The organism is Bacillus sp. M5A3_1b, from assembly GCF_053345335.1.
Genome location: NZ_JBKEZY010000017.1, coordinates 1 through 22,033 on the forward strand (window position 1 = coordinate 1; position 22,033 = coordinate 22,033).

The 22,033-nt window shown below is 34.2% G+C and carries 29 protein-coding genes; 10 read left to right on the forward strand and 19 right to left on the reverse strand.

What is annotated here, in order from left to right; genetic code table 11:
* From ACLBWW_RS27120 to ACLBWW_RS27140, 5 genes are all read right to left on the reverse strand, one after another.
* Positions 1-954, reverse strand: a 954-nt coding sequence (locus tag ACLBWW_RS27120; protein ID WP_447614329.1) for an IS4 family transposase, incomplete at its 3' end; no start/stop codon positions are given.
* Between the two features lie 144 nt (positions 955-1,098).
* The gene (locus ACLBWW_RS27125; RefSeq protein WP_000486589.1) at positions 1,099-1,323 is read right to left on the reverse strand and encodes a hypothetical protein; all 225 of its coding nucleotides are present in this window, start codon (positions 1,321-1,323) and stop codon (positions 1,099-1,101) included.
* 369 nt (positions 1,324-1,692) lie between these two features.
* Positions 1,693-1,998 carry a DUF3784 domain-containing protein gene (locus ACLBWW_RS27130; RefSeq protein ID WP_098064467.1) on the reverse strand — a complete coding sequence of 102 codons (306 nt, stop codon included), beginning with the start codon at positions 1,996-1,998 and terminating at the stop codon, positions 1,693-1,695.
* 448 nt (positions 1,999-2,446) lie between these two features.
* Positions 2,447-2,872 (reverse strand): hypothetical protein, encoded by a 426-nt coding sequence (locus ACLBWW_RS27135; protein WP_064469453.1) that lies wholly within the window; start codon positions 2,870-2,872, stop codon positions 2,447-2,449.
* A gap of 372 nt (positions 2,873-3,244) precedes the next feature.
* Complete coding sequence (locus ACLBWW_RS27140) at positions 3,245-6,259, reverse strand: DUF3238 domain-containing protein (protein WP_447614330.1); 3,015 nt, start codon at positions 6,257-6,259, stop codon at positions 3,245-3,247.
* 381 nt (positions 6,260-6,640) lie between these two features.
* On the opposite strand from ACLBWW_RS27140, the gene ACLBWW_RS27145 reads away from it, so the two are divergent.
* From ACLBWW_RS27145 to ACLBWW_RS27155, 3 genes are all read left to right on the forward strand, one after another.
* On the forward strand, positions 6,641-7,069 hold the full coding sequence (locus tag ACLBWW_RS27145) for a hypothetical protein (RefSeq protein ID WP_098221389.1): 429 nt from the start codon (positions 6,641-6,643) through the stop codon (positions 7,067-7,069).
* Positions 7,070-7,389: 320 nt separating this feature from the next.
* On the forward strand, positions 7,390-8,004 hold the full coding sequence (locus ACLBWW_RS27150) for a hypothetical protein (protein WP_064469457.1): 615 nt from the start codon (positions 7,390-7,392) through the stop codon (positions 8,002-8,004).
* 169 nt (positions 8,005-8,173) lie between these two features.
* The gene (locus ACLBWW_RS27155; RefSeq protein ID WP_087949372.1) at positions 8,174-8,290 is read left to right on the forward strand and encodes a YjcZ family sporulation protein; all 117 of its coding nucleotides are present in this window, start codon (positions 8,174-8,176) and stop codon (positions 8,288-8,290) included.
* 71 nt (positions 8,291-8,361) lie between these two features.
* Here ACLBWW_RS27155 and ACLBWW_RS27160 read toward each other — a convergent pair whose 3' ends face one another.
* The 3 genes from ACLBWW_RS27160 to ACLBWW_RS27170 form a co-directional block, all read right to left on the reverse strand.
* Positions 8,362-8,556 (reverse strand): ABC transporter permease, encoded by a 195-nt coding sequence (locus ACLBWW_RS27160; RefSeq protein ID WP_447614331.1) that lies wholly within the window; start codon positions 8,554-8,556, stop codon positions 8,362-8,364.
* A gap of 134 nt (positions 8,557-8,690) precedes the next feature.
* The gene (locus tag ACLBWW_RS27165) at positions 8,691-8,897 is read right to left on the reverse strand and encodes a hypothetical protein (protein WP_447614332.1); all 207 of its coding nucleotides are present in this window, start codon (positions 8,895-8,897) and stop codon (positions 8,691-8,693) included.
* Between the two features lie 213 nt (positions 8,898-9,110).
* The gene (locus ACLBWW_RS27170; protein ID WP_447614333.1) at positions 9,111-9,377 is read right to left on the reverse strand and encodes an RNA chaperone Hfq; all 267 of its coding nucleotides are present in this window, start codon (positions 9,375-9,377) and stop codon (positions 9,111-9,113) included.
* Between the two features lie 1,584 nt (positions 9,378-10,961).
* Between ACLBWW_RS27170 and prgP the strand changes: the two genes are divergently transcribed.
* From prgP to ACLBWW_RS27190, 4 genes are all read left to right on the forward strand, one after another.
* Positions 10,962-11,909 (forward strand): ParA superfamily DNA segregation protein PrgP, encoded by a 948-nt coding sequence (gene prgP, locus ACLBWW_RS27175; RefSeq protein WP_098155700.1) that lies wholly within the window; start codon positions 10,962-10,964, stop codon positions 11,907-11,909.
* The gene (locus ACLBWW_RS27180; RefSeq protein WP_098123987.1) at positions 11,854-12,153 is read left to right on the forward strand and encodes a hypothetical protein; all 300 of its coding nucleotides are present in this window, start codon (positions 11,854-11,856) and stop codon (positions 12,151-12,153) included. The genes prgP and ACLBWW_RS27180 overlap by 56 nt, the downstream gene beginning before the upstream one ends.
* Positions 12,154-12,184: 31 nt before the next feature.
* A complete protein-coding gene (locus ACLBWW_RS27185) occupies positions 12,185-12,469 on the forward strand; it encodes a hypothetical protein (protein ID WP_098191901.1) in 285 nt (94 codons plus the stop codon).
* A 297-nt stretch (positions 12,470-12,766) separates the two neighbouring features.
* Positions 12,767-13,102: a hypothetical protein gene (locus ACLBWW_RS27190; RefSeq protein WP_079004476.1), complete on the forward strand. Its 336-nt coding sequence runs from the start codon at positions 12,767-12,769 to the stop codon at positions 13,100-13,102.
* Positions 13,103-13,205: 103 nt separating this feature from the next.
* On the opposite strand, the gene ACLBWW_RS27195 is transcribed toward ACLBWW_RS27190, so the two are convergent.
* Entirely contained in the window at positions 13,206-13,796 is a 591-nt protein-coding gene (locus tag ACLBWW_RS27195; RefSeq protein ID WP_447614334.1) for a DUF3967 domain-containing protein, read from the reverse strand.
* Positions 13,797-13,957: 161 nt separating this feature from the next.
* Here ACLBWW_RS27195 and ACLBWW_RS27200 point away from each other — a divergent pair, with 161 nt between their 5' ends.
* Entirely contained in the window at positions 13,958-15,265 is a 1,308-nt protein-coding gene (locus ACLBWW_RS27200; protein WP_447614335.1) for a hypothetical protein, read from the forward strand.
* Between the two features lie 98 nt (positions 15,266-15,363).
* Here the strand turns inward: ACLBWW_RS27200 and ACLBWW_RS27205 are convergent, their stop codons facing one another.
* Genes ACLBWW_RS27205 through ACLBWW_RS27215 form a run of 3 tightly spaced genes read right to left on the reverse strand, consistent with a single transcriptional unit; the run spans position 15,364 to position 17,684 of the window.
* The gene (locus ACLBWW_RS27205) at positions 15,364-15,852 is read right to left on the reverse strand and encodes a hypothetical protein (protein WP_447614336.1); all 489 of its coding nucleotides are present in this window, start codon (positions 15,850-15,852) and stop codon (positions 15,364-15,366) included.
* 19 nt (positions 15,853-15,871) lie between these two features.
* The gene (locus ACLBWW_RS27210; RefSeq protein ID WP_447614373.1) at positions 15,872-16,417 is read right to left on the reverse strand and encodes a replication-relaxation family protein; all 546 of its coding nucleotides are present in this window, start codon (positions 16,415-16,417) and stop codon (positions 15,872-15,874) included.
* A complete protein-coding gene (locus tag ACLBWW_RS27215) occupies positions 16,389-17,684 on the reverse strand; it encodes an FtsK/SpoIIIE domain-containing protein (protein WP_447614337.1) in 1,296 nt (431 codons plus the stop codon). Before ACLBWW_RS27215 ends, ACLBWW_RS27210 begins: the two co-directional genes overlap by 29 nt.
* Before the next feature lie 299 nt (positions 17,685-17,983).
* Here ACLBWW_RS27215 and ACLBWW_RS27220 point away from each other — a divergent pair, with 299 nt between their 5' ends.
* Positions 17,984-18,205, forward strand: a complete 222-nt coding sequence (locus tag ACLBWW_RS27220; RefSeq protein ID WP_000467326.1) for a helix-turn-helix domain-containing protein — start codon at positions 17,984-17,986, stop codon at positions 18,203-18,205.
* Positions 18,206-18,296: 91 nt separating this feature from the next.
* Positions 18,297-18,650: a YolD-like family protein gene (locus tag ACLBWW_RS27225; protein WP_098191895.1), complete on the forward strand. Its 354-nt coding sequence runs from the start codon at positions 18,297-18,299 to the stop codon at positions 18,648-18,650.
* A 73-nt stretch (positions 18,651-18,723) separates the two neighbouring features.
* On the opposite strand, the gene ACLBWW_RS27230 is transcribed toward ACLBWW_RS27225, so the two are convergent.
* The 7 genes from ACLBWW_RS27230 to ACLBWW_RS27260 are packed head-to-tail and all read right to left on the reverse strand — an operon-like array spanning position 18,724 to position 22,033.
* Entirely contained in the window at positions 18,724-19,494 is a 771-nt protein-coding gene (locus ACLBWW_RS27230) for an N-acetylmuramoyl-L-alanine amidase (RefSeq protein WP_098078914.1), read from the reverse strand.
* Entirely contained in the window at positions 19,494-19,715 is a 222-nt protein-coding gene (locus ACLBWW_RS27235; RefSeq protein ID WP_447614338.1) for a hypothetical protein, read from the reverse strand. Before ACLBWW_RS27235 ends, ACLBWW_RS27230 begins: the two co-directional genes overlap by 1 nt.
* A gap of 2 nt (positions 19,716-19,717) precedes the next feature.
* Positions 19,718-19,999 (reverse strand): hypothetical protein, encoded by a 282-nt coding sequence (locus ACLBWW_RS27240; protein WP_289405284.1) that lies wholly within the window; start codon positions 19,997-19,999, stop codon positions 19,718-19,720.
* Positions 20,000-20,035: 36 nt separating this feature from the next.
* Positions 20,036-20,188, reverse strand: a complete 153-nt coding sequence (locus tag ACLBWW_RS27245) for an XkdX family protein (protein WP_081257745.1) — start codon at positions 20,186-20,188, stop codon at positions 20,036-20,038.
* Positions 20,189-20,626: a hypothetical protein gene (locus ACLBWW_RS27250; protein WP_447614339.1), complete on the reverse strand. Its 438-nt coding sequence runs from the start codon at positions 20,624-20,626 to the stop codon at positions 20,189-20,191. It lies immediately after the preceding gene.
* A 17-nt stretch (positions 20,627-20,643) separates the two neighbouring features.
* Entirely contained in the window at positions 20,644-21,912 is a 1,269-nt protein-coding gene (locus ACLBWW_RS27255) for a BppU family phage baseplate upper protein (RefSeq protein WP_447614340.1), read from the reverse strand.
* A complete protein-coding gene (locus tag ACLBWW_RS27260; RefSeq protein ID WP_447614341.1) occupies positions 21,839-22,033 on the reverse strand; it encodes a hypothetical protein in 195 nt (64 codons plus the stop codon). The genes ACLBWW_RS27255 and ACLBWW_RS27260 overlap by 74 nt, the downstream gene beginning before the upstream one ends.

Genomic DNA, 22,033 nt, shown 5'->3' on the forward strand with positions numbered 1-22,033 from the left:
GAGTCGTTTACTACGAGGAGAATACTTCATTCCTTTCTTTTTTTCTCTTACAGCTTGATCTTGTAATCGTTTTTGTTGCTGTTGTTTTGTTAATCGATGAACAATTACACGAGCTGGCACTTTATCAATCATTCCTACATAAGCATCAGCTATTTCACATGTTTGTCCTGGTTGAAGAGAGTTCAGTAACATCTCCATATCTAACTGTATATACTCTGTACCTTTCTTAATTCTTCCATCTTGAAAATAATCAGGGTTAGGATTTTTTTGATACATACGTGTATTCGACTTGATACGAGAGATATAGTAGGCCTCTTTATCTTGTATATATTGAAGGTCTTTTAAATGAAAATAACCTAAATCTCGGATACATAAATCATTTGCCGTCACAGTTGGGGCACACAGAGAGCCGTAAGTACGATCATGTTGTTTACCTGGACCTGTATGAATATGTAGGAACTGTCCGCTTAACAAATCATACTCAAGTTGAATTTTTATCCCAGCAGTATGGCTACATCCTCCTGCACCTGGATAAACCGATGAAAATACATCCGGGAGTTGAAATGCAGTTGAATCTAAAATACGAATACGCTTGAAAACAGAAGTGTATGGAGAAGAAATCGGCATAGATGCGGCCAATTTTTTGCTTAGTAGTTCGGCTAGTAGCTGTTGTAAGAGTAGGACGGCCGACTTATTAAACCGTTGATTCAGTCCCTCAGGACTGATGAGTACTTCTGTTGATGCTTCTAAACAGCTAGATAACTGAGTTAAAGAAGTCATAGCTACATTTTGGCTCACCCATACACATAAAGCTACTAAATCTTTTGCTTGGTACTTACTGGTTCGTTGTACAAAACCAACATCTCTAGCAAGATCCCGTAAGGCATTTGGAGATAAAAAACTTTGAATCTCTTGAGCAAATAGTTGTAATTCGTCAGACACAGAAACAGACATAAAAAAACGCCATCCTTTCCTATGATTCTACAGAAAGAATAGCGTTTTTTTTCATTTTAAGGAAATTTAGTTTTGTTATCTTTCCTTAACAACAAACAAGACGCCACCCAGATCACGGCAGCGCCTACAATAATTGCTATTGGTTTAATCATTAACAAATATATCTGGCCCCTTCTTCAACGCATACGAGAAACCCGAAATAAATACAACACTAAATATAATAATAGAAGACCACATATTAAAATGATATTCTTTACCTGCAACTAAATTATATATGTTATGGACCAAGAAATTAGCACCTATAATAATTCCGCCTAACATTGAACTAATTAAAATGCTCATTAAATAAAACTTGAACTTCTGGAACATTTCCCTTCTACCCCTTTTCTAAAATAAATTTTATTTAGGTTATACCAGAAAATTGTACCATTTATTTTCCATATATTATCAAAACTATGTTTTAATTAAGGTTATTTTAAGGAAGGCATTATCTATTCAAATGTCCATTTCGGGGTTCCACCAATATGCCCATCAAGCTAATGAAACTAGTTGCCCCAAAACAAAAAATGTATATTTTCACCTGGAGATGCCAATTTTCTCGTTTTGGGGGTACTATAAAATTTTAGGTTGATAGCCATGGGGTTTCGCCAGCATTTCGGAAAAAAACCACGCTAAGCAAAAAATAAGCTGTCCAGATGGACAGCTTATTTACATAACTACCGTTAGCGGAAGTTACATTTATGAATGTTTATTAATAAGATTTGCCCACACAATTACTAATACTGTGCCTAAAATTACTAATATCGTAAAAATAATAGCAGCAATATCTCCTATACTCTCTAATCCAAAAGGTAATAAAAAAGTTGCGATTCCTATAACATACGAAAAAAATCCAAATATCTTTGCTAATCTTTCTTTATCACCCACGAATGTTTCTTCTTGATAGCCTGCAATGAGCCATAGTTTCTTTTTTATATGGATTTGATAACCCATAATAATCATAATTAAAGCAACAACTATACAAGCAATAAATTCACCAATCACTTTACTTCGCCTCCCTTTTTTTATAACAAATTTTACCATAAATAGAAGTGTTTTTTCTTTGTTTCTTAACTCTTATCTTGTATATCATATTCATGTGAGGTTAACATAACGTCTCATTATCGGTAGCAAGGATAAAGGAGGAACCCTACTCTCACAAGGGAACCTCCTTCTTTCGTTCTATGGACCTATGCATTTTTTTATACATTCCTATTATGGTGCGGTTTTAGGTTTCTCGTTAGTTACTGGATTAGCCAAAAAACTGTATATAATCTTGCATACTCTTAGCGTGGTTTTTTTCCGAAATGCTGGCGGTACCCCTATTATTAAAATGGTTCAAGTCGGAGGAAGGCACCTTAGGGTGTCTTTTTTATGTAAATGATGCAGAGATACTCAACAAGTTAATATAAATTAAATACAAGCTACAATAAGAAAAAACATGACTATAATGTCATGTTTTTTTCTCATATCTATTCCTGCTCACAAAAAATGTAACAGAACAAATACTAGCCATTATTATAAATCTTATATCTTCAGATACGATCCGAACTCCTCCAGCTATTATAAACCCAATTACAAGTATTATTCCTGCACCTAAGAAAATATACAATACTATAGAAATAATATAGTTTAAATTAAAAGGTAAAATAAAGTACCTAAATAATAACTCTCCAAGGATACACCCAAATAAAACGATAGGAATTCCAACACAACCAACAACAACTGTTATTTGCAGTATATTATTAAAAAGAGTATCAAAGATAATAGAAACAGTTTCTGCTTCAGCTATTCTAATATCATAGTATAGTTGAAGGAAACTCATTGCGATAAATAAACTTAATAAAGAATATACAAACGGGATTATAAACTTTCTCAATTATAATCACCTCTATTTAAAAAATACACTGTCGATTCCTCCTATAATACAACATTCTAAATTATTTTATTAATTAACAAAACCTTATTCTCCCTAAATAAAAAGACAGCTACCTATAGTAACTGAGTTTTTCTAAGCAACATATTTAACTAATCTCTATCAATCTACAACAGCCGCTGGATAACCTGCTACAAACTCTATAGGTAGCTTAAAATTCCCATCTAGAACTTAATTTAGCCGTATGTTAAATTTCTGGGTAATAATCAAGTAGAAGGAAACTTACTTAAGTTGCAGCTTTCATTAAAAAATCTCTTCACCAATATGCGAAGAGATTTTTTAAATAAATTATCATGATTATACATTCATAAACAACTATTCATTTACAATCAATTGTGGATAACTTGCTAAAAATTCTATAGGCGGAACAAACGGAAACAATGCTGTAAATTTTAATCTACGACTTAATTCAGATGTATGTAAAGTCGCTGGATTATAAATTTGCGGTTTATGAGATACGTAAAAAGCCGCATAAAACTCATGATTTGGTGCTCTATCATGGTATCCAGCTGTTGCACCACTACCATTTCTATTAACAACTACATGAGCATATGCATCGATAACCGGTGCACCTGGAACTAAGGGATTAGCCGATGCAGTCTTCATAATAAATTGAGCCTGTCTGGATGTAGCTGATTTGACAAATACAAATAAATCTCTGTCTGCATTTGCTTTGCCATTTACAGCGGTCCCATCATTTTTATATCCTGTTGTGAGTCCAGTCTCTCTATTTGTCACTATTTTTGCTGGATTGAATGATCCTGTAGTCCCATTATAACTCCATGTAGCTGTAACATCTAATCTAGTTCTAAAACTATTTGAAAAATAAGTGAAATACTTTCTGTTATCTCCCTCAAAAGTTCTAAAATCACTTATCATATCAGGTATATACGAAGGAGCATCTACGTAAGCATCTGGAATAAATGTTTGATACCTAAATTTAAGGCCCATATCATAATTCAAACCCGCTGCTGCGAGATTCGTAGTTGACTTATCCTGCTTAGTCATCGAAGACCAACCAGCCTTATCTACAAATGTAGAAAGATTTTTTTCTTCACACTCTAATTCTTCTTTTTGATGAGTTGTAAGAGTAATTCCCTTCGCTTTTAAAGCATCTACTTTTTCCTCTATCATGTTAGATGGTAGTTGTTTAACTGATTTAACATCATAAAATGTTCTATATGGATCTTGTTCTGTTGATGTTCCAGAACTTACATTTGCTTTTTGTACAATTGATCTTTGAGTATCTATGAATTCATTCTTAGTTGTAGTTGTAACATACTCACCATCTCGATATACTTCATAAGCATTATTATCAGCCGGAACATTTCCCCATGTTAATTTAGCAGTTCCACCAGATTCAACAGAATTAATATACGCATCTGCCATTGGATAGACTACTTTACTTTCATCTGTTGCTGCTCTACTAACATCCGCCTTTGATGTACTGCGTAACCCTTCTGAATACTGTAGTTTCGCATCCTTGTCTTTTAATGTAAATGCATTAATTTTGCTTTCATTTAAGACATTTCCATTACTATCATAGGATATTAAGTTAAGAGTGTATACGTTAGATGGTTCTAGGTTAGTAACAGAAAATTGTGTTTCCGTCCCATTCCAAATCTCTTCCCATTTACCATCATCATTTAGTTTATTTAGCTTATATTTCGATACAATATTCCTCTTATTCCAAGATAAATCTATTTTATTTACAGAACTTACTACATTCACATTTTCGCCATTAGCATTTAGTTGCTTTTCATTATCAGCTAATGCTGCTTTAGAAATAGATGCACGCTGAACATTTGAATTAATCTTCTTACATACCTTCTCTCCAATAAGATTAATCCATTTATCACCTTCCCATGTAGATACCTTCAACCATCCGTTAGGAATTTCTTCTAAAACCTTGATAGTCTGTGGTCCATATGGCATTCCTCCATTTGCTAAATCAGAAGAATACGAAGGCTCATTATATGCATAATATAGATTATTTGATATATCCATTTTAGCACCATTCAATGCAACCCATTTAGGACCCTCATATGTAACCACTTTCCACCATCCATCTTGACGTTTTTCCATTACAGCAAGGAATTTTTGTGGTGAAAATTGATTTCCTCCATTGCCTTTAGCTGATATAAACGACGGTTCGTTATAAGCATAAAAGTTTTTATTAACTGCTACTGTCTCTGCAACGCCTGGATACATCCATTTGTCGCCTTCCCAAGTTTGAACTTTCAACCATCCTTTAGTATTCCCCTCAATTACCCTAATAGTAGTAGGGCTATAAGGTACTTCCATATTTCCTTTTTGAGATGCAAATGCAGGCTCATAAAACACTAAAAATGGTTTATCAAATGCTTTTAACTCCCCATCTAGATTAACCCACTTATCACCCTCATAAGTTGCTACTTTCCACCAACCATTTGTACGTTTTTCTTTTACAACAAGTGATTTTTGTGGCCCATATTGGTTTCCACCACTTGCTTTTTCAGATGTAAATGAAGGTTCATTATACGCATAGAAATTTTTATCTACTTTTACCGCTTCAGAATTAAGGAAAATCCATTTATCTCCTTCATTGGTTTGAATCTTTAACCATCCATCTTCTTGTCCATCTATCGCCGTAACTACTTGAGGTGCTATAACATTACCATTGTTCCCTTTTGGTGATGTGAATTTAGGCTCAGCAAAAGTAATATACGGTTTCTCTATTTTCTTTTGCTCCCCAGTAAGATTAATCCACTTGTCTCCCTCAAAAGTAGCTATTTTCCACCAACCATTTGTACGCTTTTCTTTTACAACAAGCGATTTTTGAGGTGCATATTCTTGTCCTTTTTTAGATGTAAATGAAGGTTCATTATACGCATAGAAATTCTTATCTACTTTTACTGCTTCTGAATCGGGAAAGATCCATTTATCCCCCTCATTTGTTTGAATCTTTAACCATCCATCTTCTTGTCCATCTATCACCGTAACTACTTGAGGTGCTATAACATTACCATTGTTCCCTTTTGGCGATGAGAATTTAGGTTCAGCAAAAGTAATATAGGGTTTCTCTATTTTCTTTTTTTCCCCATCAGTATTAATCCACTTATCGCCTTCCCAAGTTCCTATCTTCCACCAACCATCTGAACGCTTCTCTTTTACAGTTAGCGCTTTTTGAGGTCCATATTGAGCTCCACCATTTCCCTTTGCAGATGTAAACGATGGCTCGTTATATGCAAAGAACGATTTGTTAAATGGTATAACTTCATCAGCAAATGAAATATTGTTCGCTGAAAAAATTACAAATACAAATAATAAAAATGAAAACAACTTCTTCAAAACAAATCTTCCTCCTTTGGAAAAATATTAAATAAAACGGAAATTCATGTTATATAATGTCATATTTTTATATTGATTGCTATATATTTGTATAAAATAAAAAGATGTTATTACAATATAAAAAATGATATAATTTAAAGTTAAGATAATTCAAGTCGGAGGAAGGCACCTTAGGGTGTCTTTTCTTTATGAATTTCCACAAAAAAGGTAATGGGCGCAATCTCACAAAAAAATAACCCGACTAGGCAGGTTATTTTTTTGTGCTTCTTGTTTTTATACATATCATTTTTACTTCTCTAATAAATTTTTTCCATATTTACAATTTAAAGGAAAAACAGTATTATTAAGTTGTTAAAAACTGTAATCAAAGGAGTCGTTAAATTGAAGAAAAGAATTCTTATTCCGGTAATGAGTATGGGGTTTCTAATCTTTGGTGCATTTTATAGTCCTGATCAGAATACAGTTTCCGCTCAAATTAATAATGAAAAATCATCCGTAGATGAAAGTGAATTTTGGCTTTATGATGGGGATGCCATAAGATACTACCCTTATTTTAATACTTTTATTGGGATTGCTGATGTAAGTTCGGCTAATGAACAAGAACCAAGCCGTGTAGTATTTGAGTTTTATAATTTAAGAGATGACCTATCCTATGTAACAAGTGCCACTATCCCTAATCATAAGCATTCAGCTTTTCAACCATTTTCAGCCCCTATAAATTCTCTAGAAGTAGCTACCTATTCTATAAAGGTCAAAGTTATAAATGCAAAGTTAGATCCAAGTAAAGTTAAATTTGCTCATATAGAATAATACGTGTGTACATGTACACAGAAAGAAAATCACCATATCGAAAATAAAAATAGATGCTAAGGACTAAAAACCCTTACTATGACAGTGTTCAAAATGAATATAATCCAATATTTATTATAATAGGATAGTTCAAGGCACCTTAGGGTGTCTTTTTTATTGTTATTCGACAAAATATAGATTTTAGAGCACTCAAAAAAGAGTGCTTTTTTTATTTGACTCCACACTCTTAGTTATTGTATAGTAATAACTAAGTTACAACTAATAAACAAAATAGTGTTTTCGTTTTTATTGTAACTATAATCGACTGGGAGGAATTTTTAATGAAAAAGCAAATTTTTATGTTCCGCAGTAAGCCTCATAACATCGAGAGATTTCCTGTATTTCGAAAAGATAATTTCATCTCGATAGGTTGGTGTGATACTGGAAATCTAGAAGGGGCTACAATTGATGAAATTCGTGAAAAACTTAAAACAGCTTATAAATATGAGGGTCAATCTTTAAGTACAAATTTAGGATTAGTTAACTCATTTATTAATGTAATGAATGAAGGGGATATTGTACTTATCCGTAAAGAAGATACAGTTTATATAGGTGAGGTTGGACAATACAAATGGGAAGAGAAATATTTAAAAGATTACATGCCTCACACAAGATCAATTAAATGGATTAATGAGGTTCCATTTGAAAAGTGTAACGCCAAAATTCAATCCTTATTAAAAAACATTCGTACTATCGGTCGTTTTAGCGGTACTTGGGAAGAAGCTGAAATTGAACAATTTATTACTGGCGAACAACCAAAAACAACTGAAATTGAGAATAGAGACGAACTACTTAAAGAATCATTAGAAACATTAAAATACTTAATGAAAAATTCTGAGGATGAAACTGTTAAATTGGAAGCCACAAAAGAAATTTTAAAATTAATTAATAAATAATATAAGCGATTTAAAATAAGTTGGTTCAAGTCGGAAGGCACCTTAGGGTGTCTTTTTTTTATTTTTAAAAGGACCTGCTCATTTAATCTCTAAAAACATAACGTAATTTGAATCCATTAAAATACATGAGTGACCTCATTTTTTCCTCTTACCAAAAGGAGAGATTAATATGAGCTATGGTGGTAGTTGCGGTAGCTGTGGCGGCGGCGGTTTTGCTGGAGGCTTCGCTTTATTAGTTGTATTATTTATTTTATTAATCATCGTTGGAGCTGCTTGTTTCTGCTAAAAACTATGGGAAAAGACACTCTTATTTGGGTGTCTTTTCTTTATACATAAAAAAACACGTCAAATTAACTTTTAAACGTGTTTTTCGGTGAAATGATATTTCATATAATCTATTCCTAGACTAACTAACGGAATAATTATTGCTAAACTTAACGCATAAACCATCGTTTTTATACCTGTATAATCTAGGAATTTATCCGCTATAACTAACGCTAAAACAAATAATATTGTTGATTTTATAAATAGTTTAAGAAAATCAATTTTCATATCAATTCCTCCTTCGCATCATGAAAAGAAAAATGAAAAATTCTTTAAATGAGTGTATAATATACATTAGACAGAGGCACAATTACAAGAGAACAGAGTGGTTGAGACACCCTGTTCTATGTAATACTCGCTAATTAGCGAGTGAACGGAACATAACTAAAAGTAACTATCTTTAGCACTCTTAGCCACTCTACAGCTACGTTCATAGCTTGAGTGGTTTTTACATATGTAAAAATAGATAAATTCCGCGTTTTTTGTTCTATATATTCAACGAAAGGCTCAATTAAGTACCTTTCCATGAAAAACAATAATACAGCGCCTATCAATTCTTTCACATGCATCACCTCCTTCTGATAAGAACTAAAAATCAACAGCAATTGTTGTTTTAGATTGCTTGATTTTAGTTAACTTACCAGAGGTAGGTTGACAATCCCACTCATTTAACTAACATTACTGGAATAATGTAGCATATTTTTGCGAATTTGTACATATCAGAATTTTTAGTTAGAAAGTAATTTTAGAATGCATCTTCTTATCGAATCGAATAATATGAATTACTGAGATACCGGTTCTCGTTTTTTAGATAAATGGTTTTTCACAGATTCTTTAGCTTTCTTTAAATCAATTTTCTCATTTGGAATAACATCCATGACATTTGATTTGAATAAGAAATGTTGTTTTTCTTCAGTTTCCACATAGATCATATACTGATCTCTACCAACTACCTTCCCCTTCAACGACTTGCCATTACTTAATACAAACGTACACGGCATTTCATAATGCTCTAGATACATTAAAATACTATCAAAAAACATATGCATATAATTCATCCCCTTTTAAAGCAAGTATAACAAGAACAGAATCTATAATCATACTATCTTTTAAAACTAGTCTCATTATAATAATTTCACGTACTATATCTGATTGTTAAAACCAAATTCAACAATAAGGCTTATTCTACCATCCATCCCGTATCCTCTAACCAAGTGAGTAGTAAATCCCTTATTTATTCCTCTATCTTAGTCAGTAAGTCCCCCAGGTCTTAAACAATCTCACATTTTTCATCTTTTCTTCGTAATTAAGCTTGACTGAAGGTTTTGAGGGTTTTTATCATGTGGGAACGATTAAGGAATACGGCTGGAAGGCAGATTTATCCCCTATTTTGAAAGATCACAAAAAAGTAATCGATCAAAATAGATGGATAAGCGTCTTGTTTTCGCCATGCGGTCACTTATAAGGTATCCGTATGTATAGACCCTGTTCACTCAGCGATCTTCACCGCATACATCCTTTTACTATGGCTTGTCCTTGTAATATCGTCCCTACACGACAAACTGAATGTACTCCCTAGCACCGTAATGCTAACGATAACCCCCCGAACCTTTTAGAGAATCGTCCCTGGGCAAGTTCTCGCCCACCCTCACCAGAAGAACAGGATTCCAATGAGGGATGCTGTTTTTGTAGGCGTATACTTTGTACCCCCTGCACGACCAACAGCTAGCCACGCCTGTAACACGTTCCCTCTATATAGAAGCACGGAATTACGGCTTATCAGTTTTTATTTACGTGGTATCAGGCAATTCCACGCGAACAAAAAACAAAAAGGCATCCCAAATTCCTAAATGGCCTGTACAATCACAAGACTTCTAGGATTAGAGATGCCCGTTATATATCTTTTGGACTACAAAATAATCAAAACTAGTATTTACTAGTTGATATTTATCCAAACAATAGATAAAATGGGTATATCAAAGAAGCCTCGTGAAAAGGCATAGTTGTTTAAGGTTAGTGGTGGTACACTACTTAAACGTTAACACTGTCGGTTAATACAGTTCATTTCTAGCTAAGTGGTGGTACACTTGCTAGAAGAGTCATTCCCGCTAAAGGTTGGTAGCCGTTAGCATATGGGAGTGGCTTTTTGTTTTGTGTTCATATTCAATTGTTTTATGGATCTTCGTTTATGTAAAATATCAAATTATGTTTTGTTTTGTAGAATGTTGCTTGTTGTGTATTAAGTTACAACAAGTTTTTTTCTTTGTAAATGCCCCTGTAAGTGGGTTTACGTCATCTAACAAGCTTAAATAAAGGATAGAAAGATACAAAGATAAAAAGATACATTTATCCTTAGATACAAAGATACATAGTTTACCTTTGTGTATCTTTAGATACAAAGATAAAAAGATAGAAAGATACAAAGATACATTGATTATCGTTGATATTATAGGATTTCCGTTAAATGTTCTGTACACGAAAAAATGAATTGTTCTATTAAACATAAAAAAGATACATTTATCCTTTTACTTTTTGTACAAGCTCATGTTATCATCAAGTCGAGAATAAAAAGATAAAAAGATACATTTATCCTTTGTTACAATTATATTACAAATTTAAAAGGAGCGATTCCTGTGAAAAAAGGATACGTCATAATTAACGCCCAACAAAAAGGTGGAGTTGGAAAAACAACTGATTCGTGTATGGAATCTCTTGTGGCTTCTTTAATCTTTAATAAGAAAGTTTTATTTATCGATACTGACCTTCAAGGGAACGGGACAACGTTCTTGGCGAAATCATTTAATATTACAGAAATGCAAAAGACATTAATGAAGTGTCTTGAAGAAGGAGACCTATCATCAGGCATTGTACATCTGCATGAAAACCTAGACATGATTCCATGCGGATATGACATGAGGAAATATGCTGACTTCTTAATCGAAACATTCAGTACAGTTGAAGACAGGACTTTTTACCTTTCTAGATTGCTAGAAAAAATCAAATATAACTACGATTACATATTCATCGATATTCCACCTTCAACAGATTTAAAAGTGGATAATGCGATGGTAGCAAGTGACTACATTATTGTTGTTCAAGAAACTCAACAATTTTCATACGAAGGAAGTCAACGTTTAATCTTTGAATACATCCAAACATTAGTTGATGACTTTGGTTCACTTGTAAAAATGCAAGTTGCTGGAGTACTTCCTGTATTACTGCAGCAAAAGCGTGCCTTACACAAAGAAATCGTTAAAAGTACAATCGCTACTTTTGGTGAAGAGAATGTATTTACTACAATTATTAACAATCACGCACGTTTAGAATGGTATCCACGAATCGGGTTACAATTTGAAGATCATCATGATAAGAGAATGCTAGCTTTATTCTGTGATATTTTCTGTGAATTAGAAGAAAGAATTCACCTTTTCGAAACCGAGGGAGATATTGAACCGGGATATAGATATACACAAAAGTATTTCGTAGAAAATAAACTTACTAAGTTAGGGAAGGGGATTGACATAAGTGGCTTTAATCAAAAGGGAAACACCGCAAGAACCGAAGATAACGCAATCTGCTAATACAGAAAGAAATGTTCAGAGTACAAATAACAATACCACACCCCAAAAGAAAGTTTTAACAGCACAAGATAGAAAGAACATAAAAGTAACTCCCGAATCATTCAGCAAAATTAAAACCATTTGTACAATGAAGAGCTTGAAAAATTACGAATTTATTGATGAAATTTTAGAGTTTTACATTGCTAATAATTTAACTGAGCGTGAGCAACGTATTTTAAAAAACATAACATCCAATAATAAATAGCTTAAGTGATTACTAAATAGGAGTGGTATCTGTGGAGAATAAGAATAATTCATTTGTAGTAACCGTTACACCTATTACTAACAGCTTGGATTCGAATACAGAGGAGAAATTGAAAACACCAGGAAAAAAGAATTTTAAAAACCAACAGGGTAGTATTAAAATTTCTAGTCAATCCAAGGAACAACTTGATGCTCTAAATAAACTTACAAATACCAAATATGCTCACGAAATAATTGATATACTTATAAAAAGTTATGTAGAAAATGAACTAACTTCGGATCAAAAAAGAAAATTCGAATTACTAACAGACCTATAAAATACTAGAAGTATCCCTATATCAGGGGTACTTTTTATTATGTATCCTTGTATCTAAAGATACATGTATCTTTTTATCCTTTTATCTTTGTATCTTTTTATTTTAAGCAGGAAAACAAATACTCCTGCTTTTCTTCCTCTCACCAGAACTTCCACCACGGCTTTTTTTATACCAAAATTTGATATTACATGTATCTCGAAGGAACTCTTTTTTAATTTGTATTCGACATAATATTAAGATGTAAAATTTTCTTATTTGTAGTAATATCAGGAATGACTTACTTAAAGGAGTAGACAGATGAAAGTGTTAAAAAATTCATGTATTGCAATTGGAGCAAATATTATATTTTGCATAGCTTTATATATTTATAATGCTTATATGTATGAACTTATTTACCCCGTTCCTGGAAGATTTTCCACAGAAGATACTATTCGTGATCTTACTTATATATTTTTTGCGTTTATCACTCCACTAACTATCGGCGTTACTTTTTCAATTAGGTCCTTACGTAAAGAGAAATGCATAAAGATATTATTAATTCCAAATTTAATTTTTTCCTTAATATTTTTAACATTTGCTGGTGGCTTTTTTATTCTATTTTCTTTAGTTGAATTACATATATATATTCGCTAAAACTCTGACAAACTACTGGTAACGTAGCAGGAGGACCTTAGGAATCATTAGTAAGTAGAAAAGCATGCCTTTCTTACTTTTCTACTTACTTAGAGATTTTTCATTACCAGAACCGCCACCAAGGCTTTTTCTTCTCTTTCGCAGCAGCAACCTCATCCCGAAACTCCTGCATCATTCTCTTCGTTTCCTGCATCTCACGTAGTGTCTTCATCAGCGTCTCATCCCGCGCTTCCAATCGTTTTTCCACTCGTTCATTATGCGCTTCTACACTCGCTTTGATTTCCTCGTTACTCTGCTTTGCCTGCTCACTCAATCGCATCTCCATTGCCAACATACCCTGTTTCATTTCTTGCGCCATAACGCCATACTGCTGCTGGAGCTGTTCTTGAATGTGGAATGGGATTATGTCTGTTTCCTTCGGTTCTTCTTTAATCAGATCCGGATTAATCTTTTCTATTTGCTGCGCTATCATCTTCGCTGCCTTCTCTAGCGTCATACCGTCATGCTTACTTAACTCAATTAGTCTCTCAATAACTATAATGTCGCCTTCTGAGTATTCCCGTCTACCGCGCTTATCCTTCTTCACAGTGAATCCTTCTCGTTGTAATACTTCCATGTACTTTCTAAGGGTGCTATCGGATATTCCTAGCCTTTTGTATACTTCACTAGCGGAATAAACAATTTCGTCCGTCATAACGTCACAACACCTCCTAGTGGGAATATTCAATAACTTCATAATAATTCCTTTAAATATATTGCGATATGTAATTCTATTCCATAATTTGCTACAATAATTAAATAACCAAGCTTATGCTTAAAAAATAATTTTCATGGATAAGGAGCGTTTGATTTCTTATGTATACAGATTCAATAGAATATTTAGCTGAGCAAATTTATCATTATAAAACAAAAGAATATTTTAAAGAAGTACTTGTTTCATACGCAAATGGTAATAATAGATCCGCAGTCGTAATGTTATACTCTGTTGTAATTTGTGATTTGATTTATAAATTACAAGAATTAGAAGATAAGTATAATGATAGAACCGCCTCAGAGATATTAAATAATATTAAAATTGAGCAAGAACAAAGTCCCACAAGCCCCGCTTGGGAAGGTACTTTAATTAAAGAGGTAATTGAAAGAACTAATTTATTAGAAGGATATGATCATGAAAACCTCTTATATTTAAGAAAACATAGACATCTATCTGCTCACCCTGTTTTAAACCAATTGGATATCCTATTTAGACCTAATAAAGAAAATGTAAGATCACATATGCGGAATATGTTGGAAGGTATTTTATGTAAATCACCACTATTATCTAATAAATTAACAACAACTTTTTTAGAGGATCTTGAATCAATAAAAGATATTTTGGTGAAAAACAGCGATTTAGAAAGATATTTAGATAATAAGTATTTAAGTAATATTAATGACCAATTAAATCAAAAATTATTCAAAGATTTATGGAAATTCGTATTTAGATTAGAGGATGATAAATCAAATGACAATCGACGCATTAATTTTCGAGCTTTAAAAATTATGTTCGAAAAAAACTCATACCAGTATTCAGAATTGATTCGAAATGAGACTTCTTATTTTAGTAAAATTTCGCATGATAACGAATTAATTTTATACTGTGTGCAAGCACTTTTCTCAATTAATCCTAAGCTATACAATTTAATGGAAGAACAATATAAGATAATTCTTAAAGAAAAGGCTGCTAAAGATGTTGCGATTTTTGCAAAAAGTGTTTATTTAAATGAAAATATTGAAAATCACTTTGAACTACTACATGAACGAATCCAGCAAGAAGAATACACTCTGTTGCCACTAGGGGCTGACGACATTGATTTCTTATATAATTTTTCAAATGCCCAGGGTTATGTTAATGAGTACTTAGATTTTATGATATTACTATTTAAAGAAAGTAAAAGTTATGATTCAGGTGATTTAAGATTTTCTCGTTATATAAAATCTAATTTAGATAAGTTTACGCTAGAACAGTATAAAAATATCCTAGATGCCATAAATTCAAATGGTCAACTGGCCGATCGTCGTGACGCAATCAATCAAGATAATACTAGTATAAAAGTAACTATTGAAAAAAAATATCCCGGCCAAATCAACTACAGTGATTATCCGAATTTCAAACTTAAATGATATCAAGTTGTATAATATTAAATTAAATTTATATAAAAATAAAACCATTACTAATGTTTTAAAAAAAACTCTGCAAAAGCAGAGTTTTTTATCCATAATTATATAGCCTTAGCAATCTCAACAAGTAATCTCATAAACAATGGAATCATTTGAACCACTATATAGCCGATCCCTGCACGACTTATTAGTGAGAATCCCCGTTCTTGGCTACCAACCATAATAAATAGCCCACCGCATAACGCTACAACGGATGCTATCGGATAGGATACTGCTTTAATTAAGAAGATAACCGGTTCAAATGCATTTACAATACGATTGTATAACTGGCCATCTATATAATTTTTTATTGCTCCATCGTTGGACTGTACGTCTTTAAATACTTCATTCACATCTGGGTTATTCCCATCCGCAAATACATACGGAATATCTATAATGTTGCTGAATATAATAGCACTACCGATTACTAATGAAACGCGCACTGCGACAGGTGCGTATTTTTTTGCTTTCTTTTTGAACAAGCTCCACTTTTTCTTTGCCCCGTAGTTACCATCCATAAAATCTTTGATGCTCATTGTCTCTGCTGCCATATGGACCATCTCCCTATTTTTAATGGAAATCAGTAACCGTAAAGATGTTACAATCCAATCCCTCACAAAGCTTCTGAAGTTGTTTTCTACGATATTCCGTTTTGGTGTACCAAATAAATTTAGGTGGCTTCTCAAATACATTGCATTCAATTAACTTGCGATACTTTTGCATCTTGATACGGTTCGCGCTCATCTTTTGCTCATGATCCACTTCTACAATGTGGTAACGGCCATTATCCGTGAATAGTGCATCTGCAATTATAGAAACGATACCTTTCACATTCATTTTTACTTCCTGCTTCCACGTTTTCGGGCATTCGTAAGCTATATAGATATCATTTCGCATGATGTAGTGGCGGAATTGATTCGAACGCTTGAGTATTTTCTTGCTCCCAATACGTTCGCGCCCTTCTTTGTTGAGATAGTACACCTTCTCCCCATCCCTAAAGCTAGAAACATATTCCTCTAGAGTTTTCATCACACGAGAAGCATTCCTGTCGCCGCCAAGATCATGAAGTACCTGGATTTGCTTTCTACTAAGAAAGCCGAGTTTCTTCAAGCTCAAGAGTATACTTTCCGTTCTCGCTTCCTTCATGGCTAGTTTTTGCATCTTCATGCTCCTTTCTTGCTCTGATGTTGATGTGTGGCTTTATGATGTTATCAATTTGTTTATTATTGATATAAATCGTCTGTAGGACCTTCTTCTCATTTGTTTGGTATATTGCCCTTCCTTTTATATTGGGAAGACCCTCTGCGCCGCCCTCGTCTAGTACGGCACGGCTCCCTGCTTCTGTCTGTAATCTAAAACAAACGCGAGCGCCTATATTTTGTCGCAGCTGCGATGGTAAGGCTTCATTTGTTGGGTATTGTGTCGCGTATACCAAGCGGAATCCTGCTGCCCTGCCACGACGACCTATATCAACAATAATGTCCTTGCACTCCTGATATAGCGCTATGTCGGCTGCTTCATCTACGATCACAAAGTACCTGATTAGATCTCCCGCTTCTTTTATATCTTCGTATCCTTTTTCTAGTAAGTATTCGTTTCTAGCATTCAGCTTATCTTGCAATTCCTTTAGAGTCTCTAGGGCTTCCTCGGGATTTTTCGCAATTGATTCGACTTGATTTAGGAATCGGTATCGGTTAAAAGAGAGACCACCCTTCAAATCAATAAGGAATAGCTTTATATTTTCTGATTGGTTACGTACCAGGGCTGTAATAATGAGTTTTAATACATTCGATTTCCCCATATCCGTCATGCCGGCTGATATCATGTGTGATAGTTGATCAAAGTCGTGTTTTACCAATCCGTCCCTTGTATAACCAATCGGAACCTCCCAGCCTTTACATTGCTTCATCATATCCTCTTCAAATTTAACGAAATCAGGAATCCCCTTCTCGTAAACTCGTATTTTCAATAACCCATCGTAAGACAACTCAATCTCCTTTCTAACGAGTTTTTTCTTGTTTATGATGTTTTGTATTTGTTTTAAAATATCTTTTCTTAGGCGGAGAGATTTGAAGTCTTGCAGTTTGAAATCATAAACTTTGCTCTTATGATTTAATCCATCTTCTAAATGTTGCATCTTTTGCTCGAAATCGGAGAAGCTAAGACCAAGTGGAATCCTATACGCGTATTCAACTCCCCAATCATTTCTCGTTTTGCGAAGCAGCTGTATAGTCCTGGTCTCTTTCCCTTCTTTTACTTTCAAACCACAATTAGCACAAATCCTTTGAATCTTGGAAGCGTCATTTGTTGCTCCTTTTTGATGCATTTTTGATAGAAAGACTACACCACCGACTGCAGCTGAACTTATTAACTCAAATATCACTAACTCGCACCACCTTTCTTTTCGTATTCTGCAAGAATAGTCCCTGGAGATTAGAAGAGATAAAAACAACTATGAATCGTTGAAAATACTATTTTTGTCATGTCTATAGCAGTATTCTGTGAACGAATTCTATTTGGAATAGGTGAAACGAAATTTTAAACGGATATCTATTTAGAATAGAGAATCGTAATTTGTTTGGTATGGTAAATGGTATTTTGCACTGTTTGGTCTTTATGTCAGTTTTTTTCTCACGTCTAAAAAAATGACGAAAAGGGCAAGCTAGTTTTGAGGTGATAGAGGTGTTTGGGTTAGGGAAAAAACGTAGTAAATTTGGTAAGTGGTTAGACAAACAAGGAATTACACAAGGAGAATTAGAGAAGGCTGCTAAGTTGAGCAGAGGTACTATTTCAAAAGTGTGTAATGATAAAGAATACACACCTAAATTTTCGACTATATCCCAAATAACAAGGGGATTGAAAAAGTTAGGGAAAAACATAAATGAAAATGAATTTTGGATGTAGCTTCGTAAAAGAAACGGAGCTATTTTCACGCTTCCGAAAGAACACATGTTCGTGTATAATAAACATAAATTACACGAATCGGGGGATCATCATGGAAAATCAAAGTTGGGGAACACCAAAAATACGTGGAAGAGGAATGGTGAAGTGGCTCCCATTTGCAAGCATGCCGGAACAACACGAAACAATTAGAGGAATGATAAATGATTTAAATAAAGTACCGAAACCAATTGTTTCCGAGGACATGCAAGAACAGATTGAACGTAGTCTTATTCATTCGATGCAAAGTAAAGAGGAAATATCTATTTCATACTATCGTGACGGAACGGTGCAGGATATGTACATAAATGTATTACATATTGAACCGATGCTAAAAACTGTGTATTGTACAGATGCGTTTGGTTTGAATACTGAGTTTAAGTTTGATGAATTGGTGAATATAAATTAAAAGAAGCCGCCCAACAGGACGGCTTTTGTTTTTGTTAATCAAACTATTCTTTTATAAAAAACGCCTTAAAACATTAAACTTCTTTAACGTTGTCCTCCCTTACAAATCTACCACCGCCGATATCGTACCACCAATGAATACCGTCATTGTCAGGCACAATCGCGTAGAAAGTATGTTCAGAACCAGCTGGCAACACTTCTAAAATAGGACTACCAACACTAGGATTTTGTCTTAAGTTAACATTAACATTACAACGAAGTCGGCCTTTTCTCCATTCAGTAGGATATTTCTGTTCTACTTTAGGTGGTTCAACAGTTCCGCCGCCATTACCAGCTGATTGACCAGTTAAAGCATAAACGATTGAATTAGCAATCTTGTTAACATCCCACTTTGCCATGTCTGAATCATTATCAATGAATCCAAGTTCAATTAGAATTGCTGGCGCTTTTGTATTAGCTAAGACATAAAGTTCCTTACGTTCTTTAGCACCACGATTAGGCCAGCCGACATCTTTTGAAAGTTGATCTGATACTTTTGCTGCTAAAGCTTGTTGATCGTAATAGCAAACCTCTACCCCAGTAGCCGTCCCATTATAAAAATTTAAATGAAACGAGATTACAAGATCTACAGAATGTGAGTTACAATTACGAACGATGTTATTTAAGTTCTGCGCTTGCGTTCTACCAACTTCGTCTGTGTCATCATAAACAGTGTGACCTAAGGCTTTTAACTTAGCTGCAACAGCATCCTTCACCTGACGATCCATAACATGTTCTTTTCTATTTCCCCAGTTAGCACCTTGTACAATACTATTGTGTCCTCCATGTAAACTATATTTAGCCATTACTCTACATCTCCTTTTTTATTATCATATTCAGAGCTTGTCTCATGGTCCGACCAAATTCCTAATGCAATACCTAAAGTTAGTAAATAAGGCGCTAATTCATCTAAGAAACTCTTAGCTTCTGGCACACCAAATTTAGTAAATAAAAATCCAAGCAAAGAAAAAACCGCAACCCATGTTTTCCAGTTGCGGAATCTTTTTTTGATATTTTCTTTATTCATATTTAATTCATCTCCTTTTCTACATTATCCAGACGCTTATGCGCTTGTTTGGTACTTTCTTCAACCCTTGTAATACGCTCACCAAGTACAATCATCTGCTTTTCATTTGCCTTTAAATCAATACGAATATCATCAACACCTTTACTGATGTACTCTAATTTCGCGTTTGTTTCTGCCCCTTGTCTACCATCTGACTTAATCTCTTTCGAGCGATTCAATGAATAAGACATATATCCTATCAATGCTGATACGATTGCAATAAGCACTCCTACTTCAATTGTCATTTCTTCACTCCTTTATGCAAAATAAAAAAAGACCAGCTATTGCTGCTCCACATAATCAAAGTTTGTAATTTCCTTGTATTGCTCTGGTGTAATCTTCTTAGCTTGAACAAATACACCTACATCTTCATTTGAATAAAAGCCCTTCGCATAATATCTCTTAGCTAGTGCGTAAAAATCTAATTGAGCCATTTATAAAACCCCACCTTTAATTAAATTTAAAACAAGCGTAGATTGTTCTTCTTGCATCAATTCAAGAGTCATTTCTTTTTTTATAGAAGAAAGTACCAATCCCGCATTCTCTTCTTCTAATGTTTCTTGTTTATCCTTCATTTCAGTAATAAGGGCGTTGAGTTTTTCAATTTCACTTGGTTTATGCGGTTGCGGCTTATTCATTTCTTCTAATTCTTCTTCCGTGATCGTTTCAATCCACTTTTCTCCATCCCATACAGGTTTCCAATTTGGCTGTGGTAATGGTATTTCTGTGGCGTTTTCTGGAATGTTTTTGTAAACAGGAATCCATTCAATCACATTCCCGTCATTATCTATTGTAGTGTCATATGAAGGGAATATAATCACATTTTCTAAATATCTTCCTGTTTGTTTGTCGTACACATAAAATGTTCTCATATTTTTAATTACCGCCTTTAAACACTGTAAGTAAGGGAAAATCTATATAATGATACTGCAGCTTCAATTCCTTCAAGGTAGATGTCTCCATTTGGTTTTACAATTATATAACCAGGTTTAAGCACTAAACCTTGGAAATAGTCGCAAGTAAATAGCATTTCTCTATCCGGTCTAAATATTGCTGGCACATTAGCGATAACCTGTTTATCTTTGAAATCAGTAATCGCACAAACTATATTAACAACATTACCTGAACGCTTAATAGCGGATGCTGGCTGTGAACTTTGCTGCTTAACTCCGTTTAGTAGAGTTAATGGTGTCCAGTCAGTGTCTTTATCGTTTCCGTTAACATTTACCCATCCTTGCCATTCTCCGCCGTTTATATAATTCGTCCAAATCTTATTGCGAAAGTCAGTTGCTATAATGTACCCGTACCTAGCTCCATGTAAGTTAACGAACCCTCGAAGACCTGCATTTGAAGGTACATTCTTTGCAGACCCAGCGGCGTAAATTGTACGAAAGCCTCGACCTGCATCTAATGCCATTTGTAGGATGTCATTAGATGCATCCTTTGCCTGAATGATAGCATCACCGTTAGGTTGAGCTATATCAGTAAACACTTCAGACTTCTTGACAAGGTTATCAGCGAATACGTTGAAACCATTATCATCTTGACTGAACAACGTTTTCCCACGCTTCCAATCTCTCATGTAGAATTGTTTGCCGTCAGAATTGGTAATAATCCCGTAGTCCATATTTGCATCATCTTTCCAAACTACACCGGTGCCAGCCTTCCCAATTACCAGATTACCTGTCATCGTACCACCACTACGTTTTACAACGTTTGCATTATCGACTGCTATTTGCAAAGTATCAACCTGTTTTTTAATCGTATCAAACTCTGCAATATAGTTTTCTAGCTGAATACTTCCACTTTTCACATCAACACCTAAGGAAATTCGTATATCCTGCGTTGTAAATCGTTCCGTTCCTTTTTCAAAAGCAAAGTAACCAATCCACACTCCAGAACTTGATACAGCTTCTTTTGAAACGATGTACTCAAATACCCCGTCTCTAAAATTTGTAATTACTGCAATATCGCGTACGAACATGCCTAGTGGACTGATTGCTTCGTAAAATACTGCAAATCCAGTGAGATCTACTGACTTCCCACGTTCTCTCAGATTACCAATAACCTTAAATCCGTTTCGGTCATTCTCCCTCGCTGTGATTGTTCTCGGTATACTCTGGTTGGACAGGTCCAGTACTAACGTTTCCGTTCTCATTGGCAGCTCCTTTCTGCAGTAAAATTAATTGTGCTTTTAATACCGCGTTCTCTGTTTCTGTAGCTACTAATTTTTCTGCTAACATACCATTTGCCACTCTTAAAACATCTACTTCATTCAT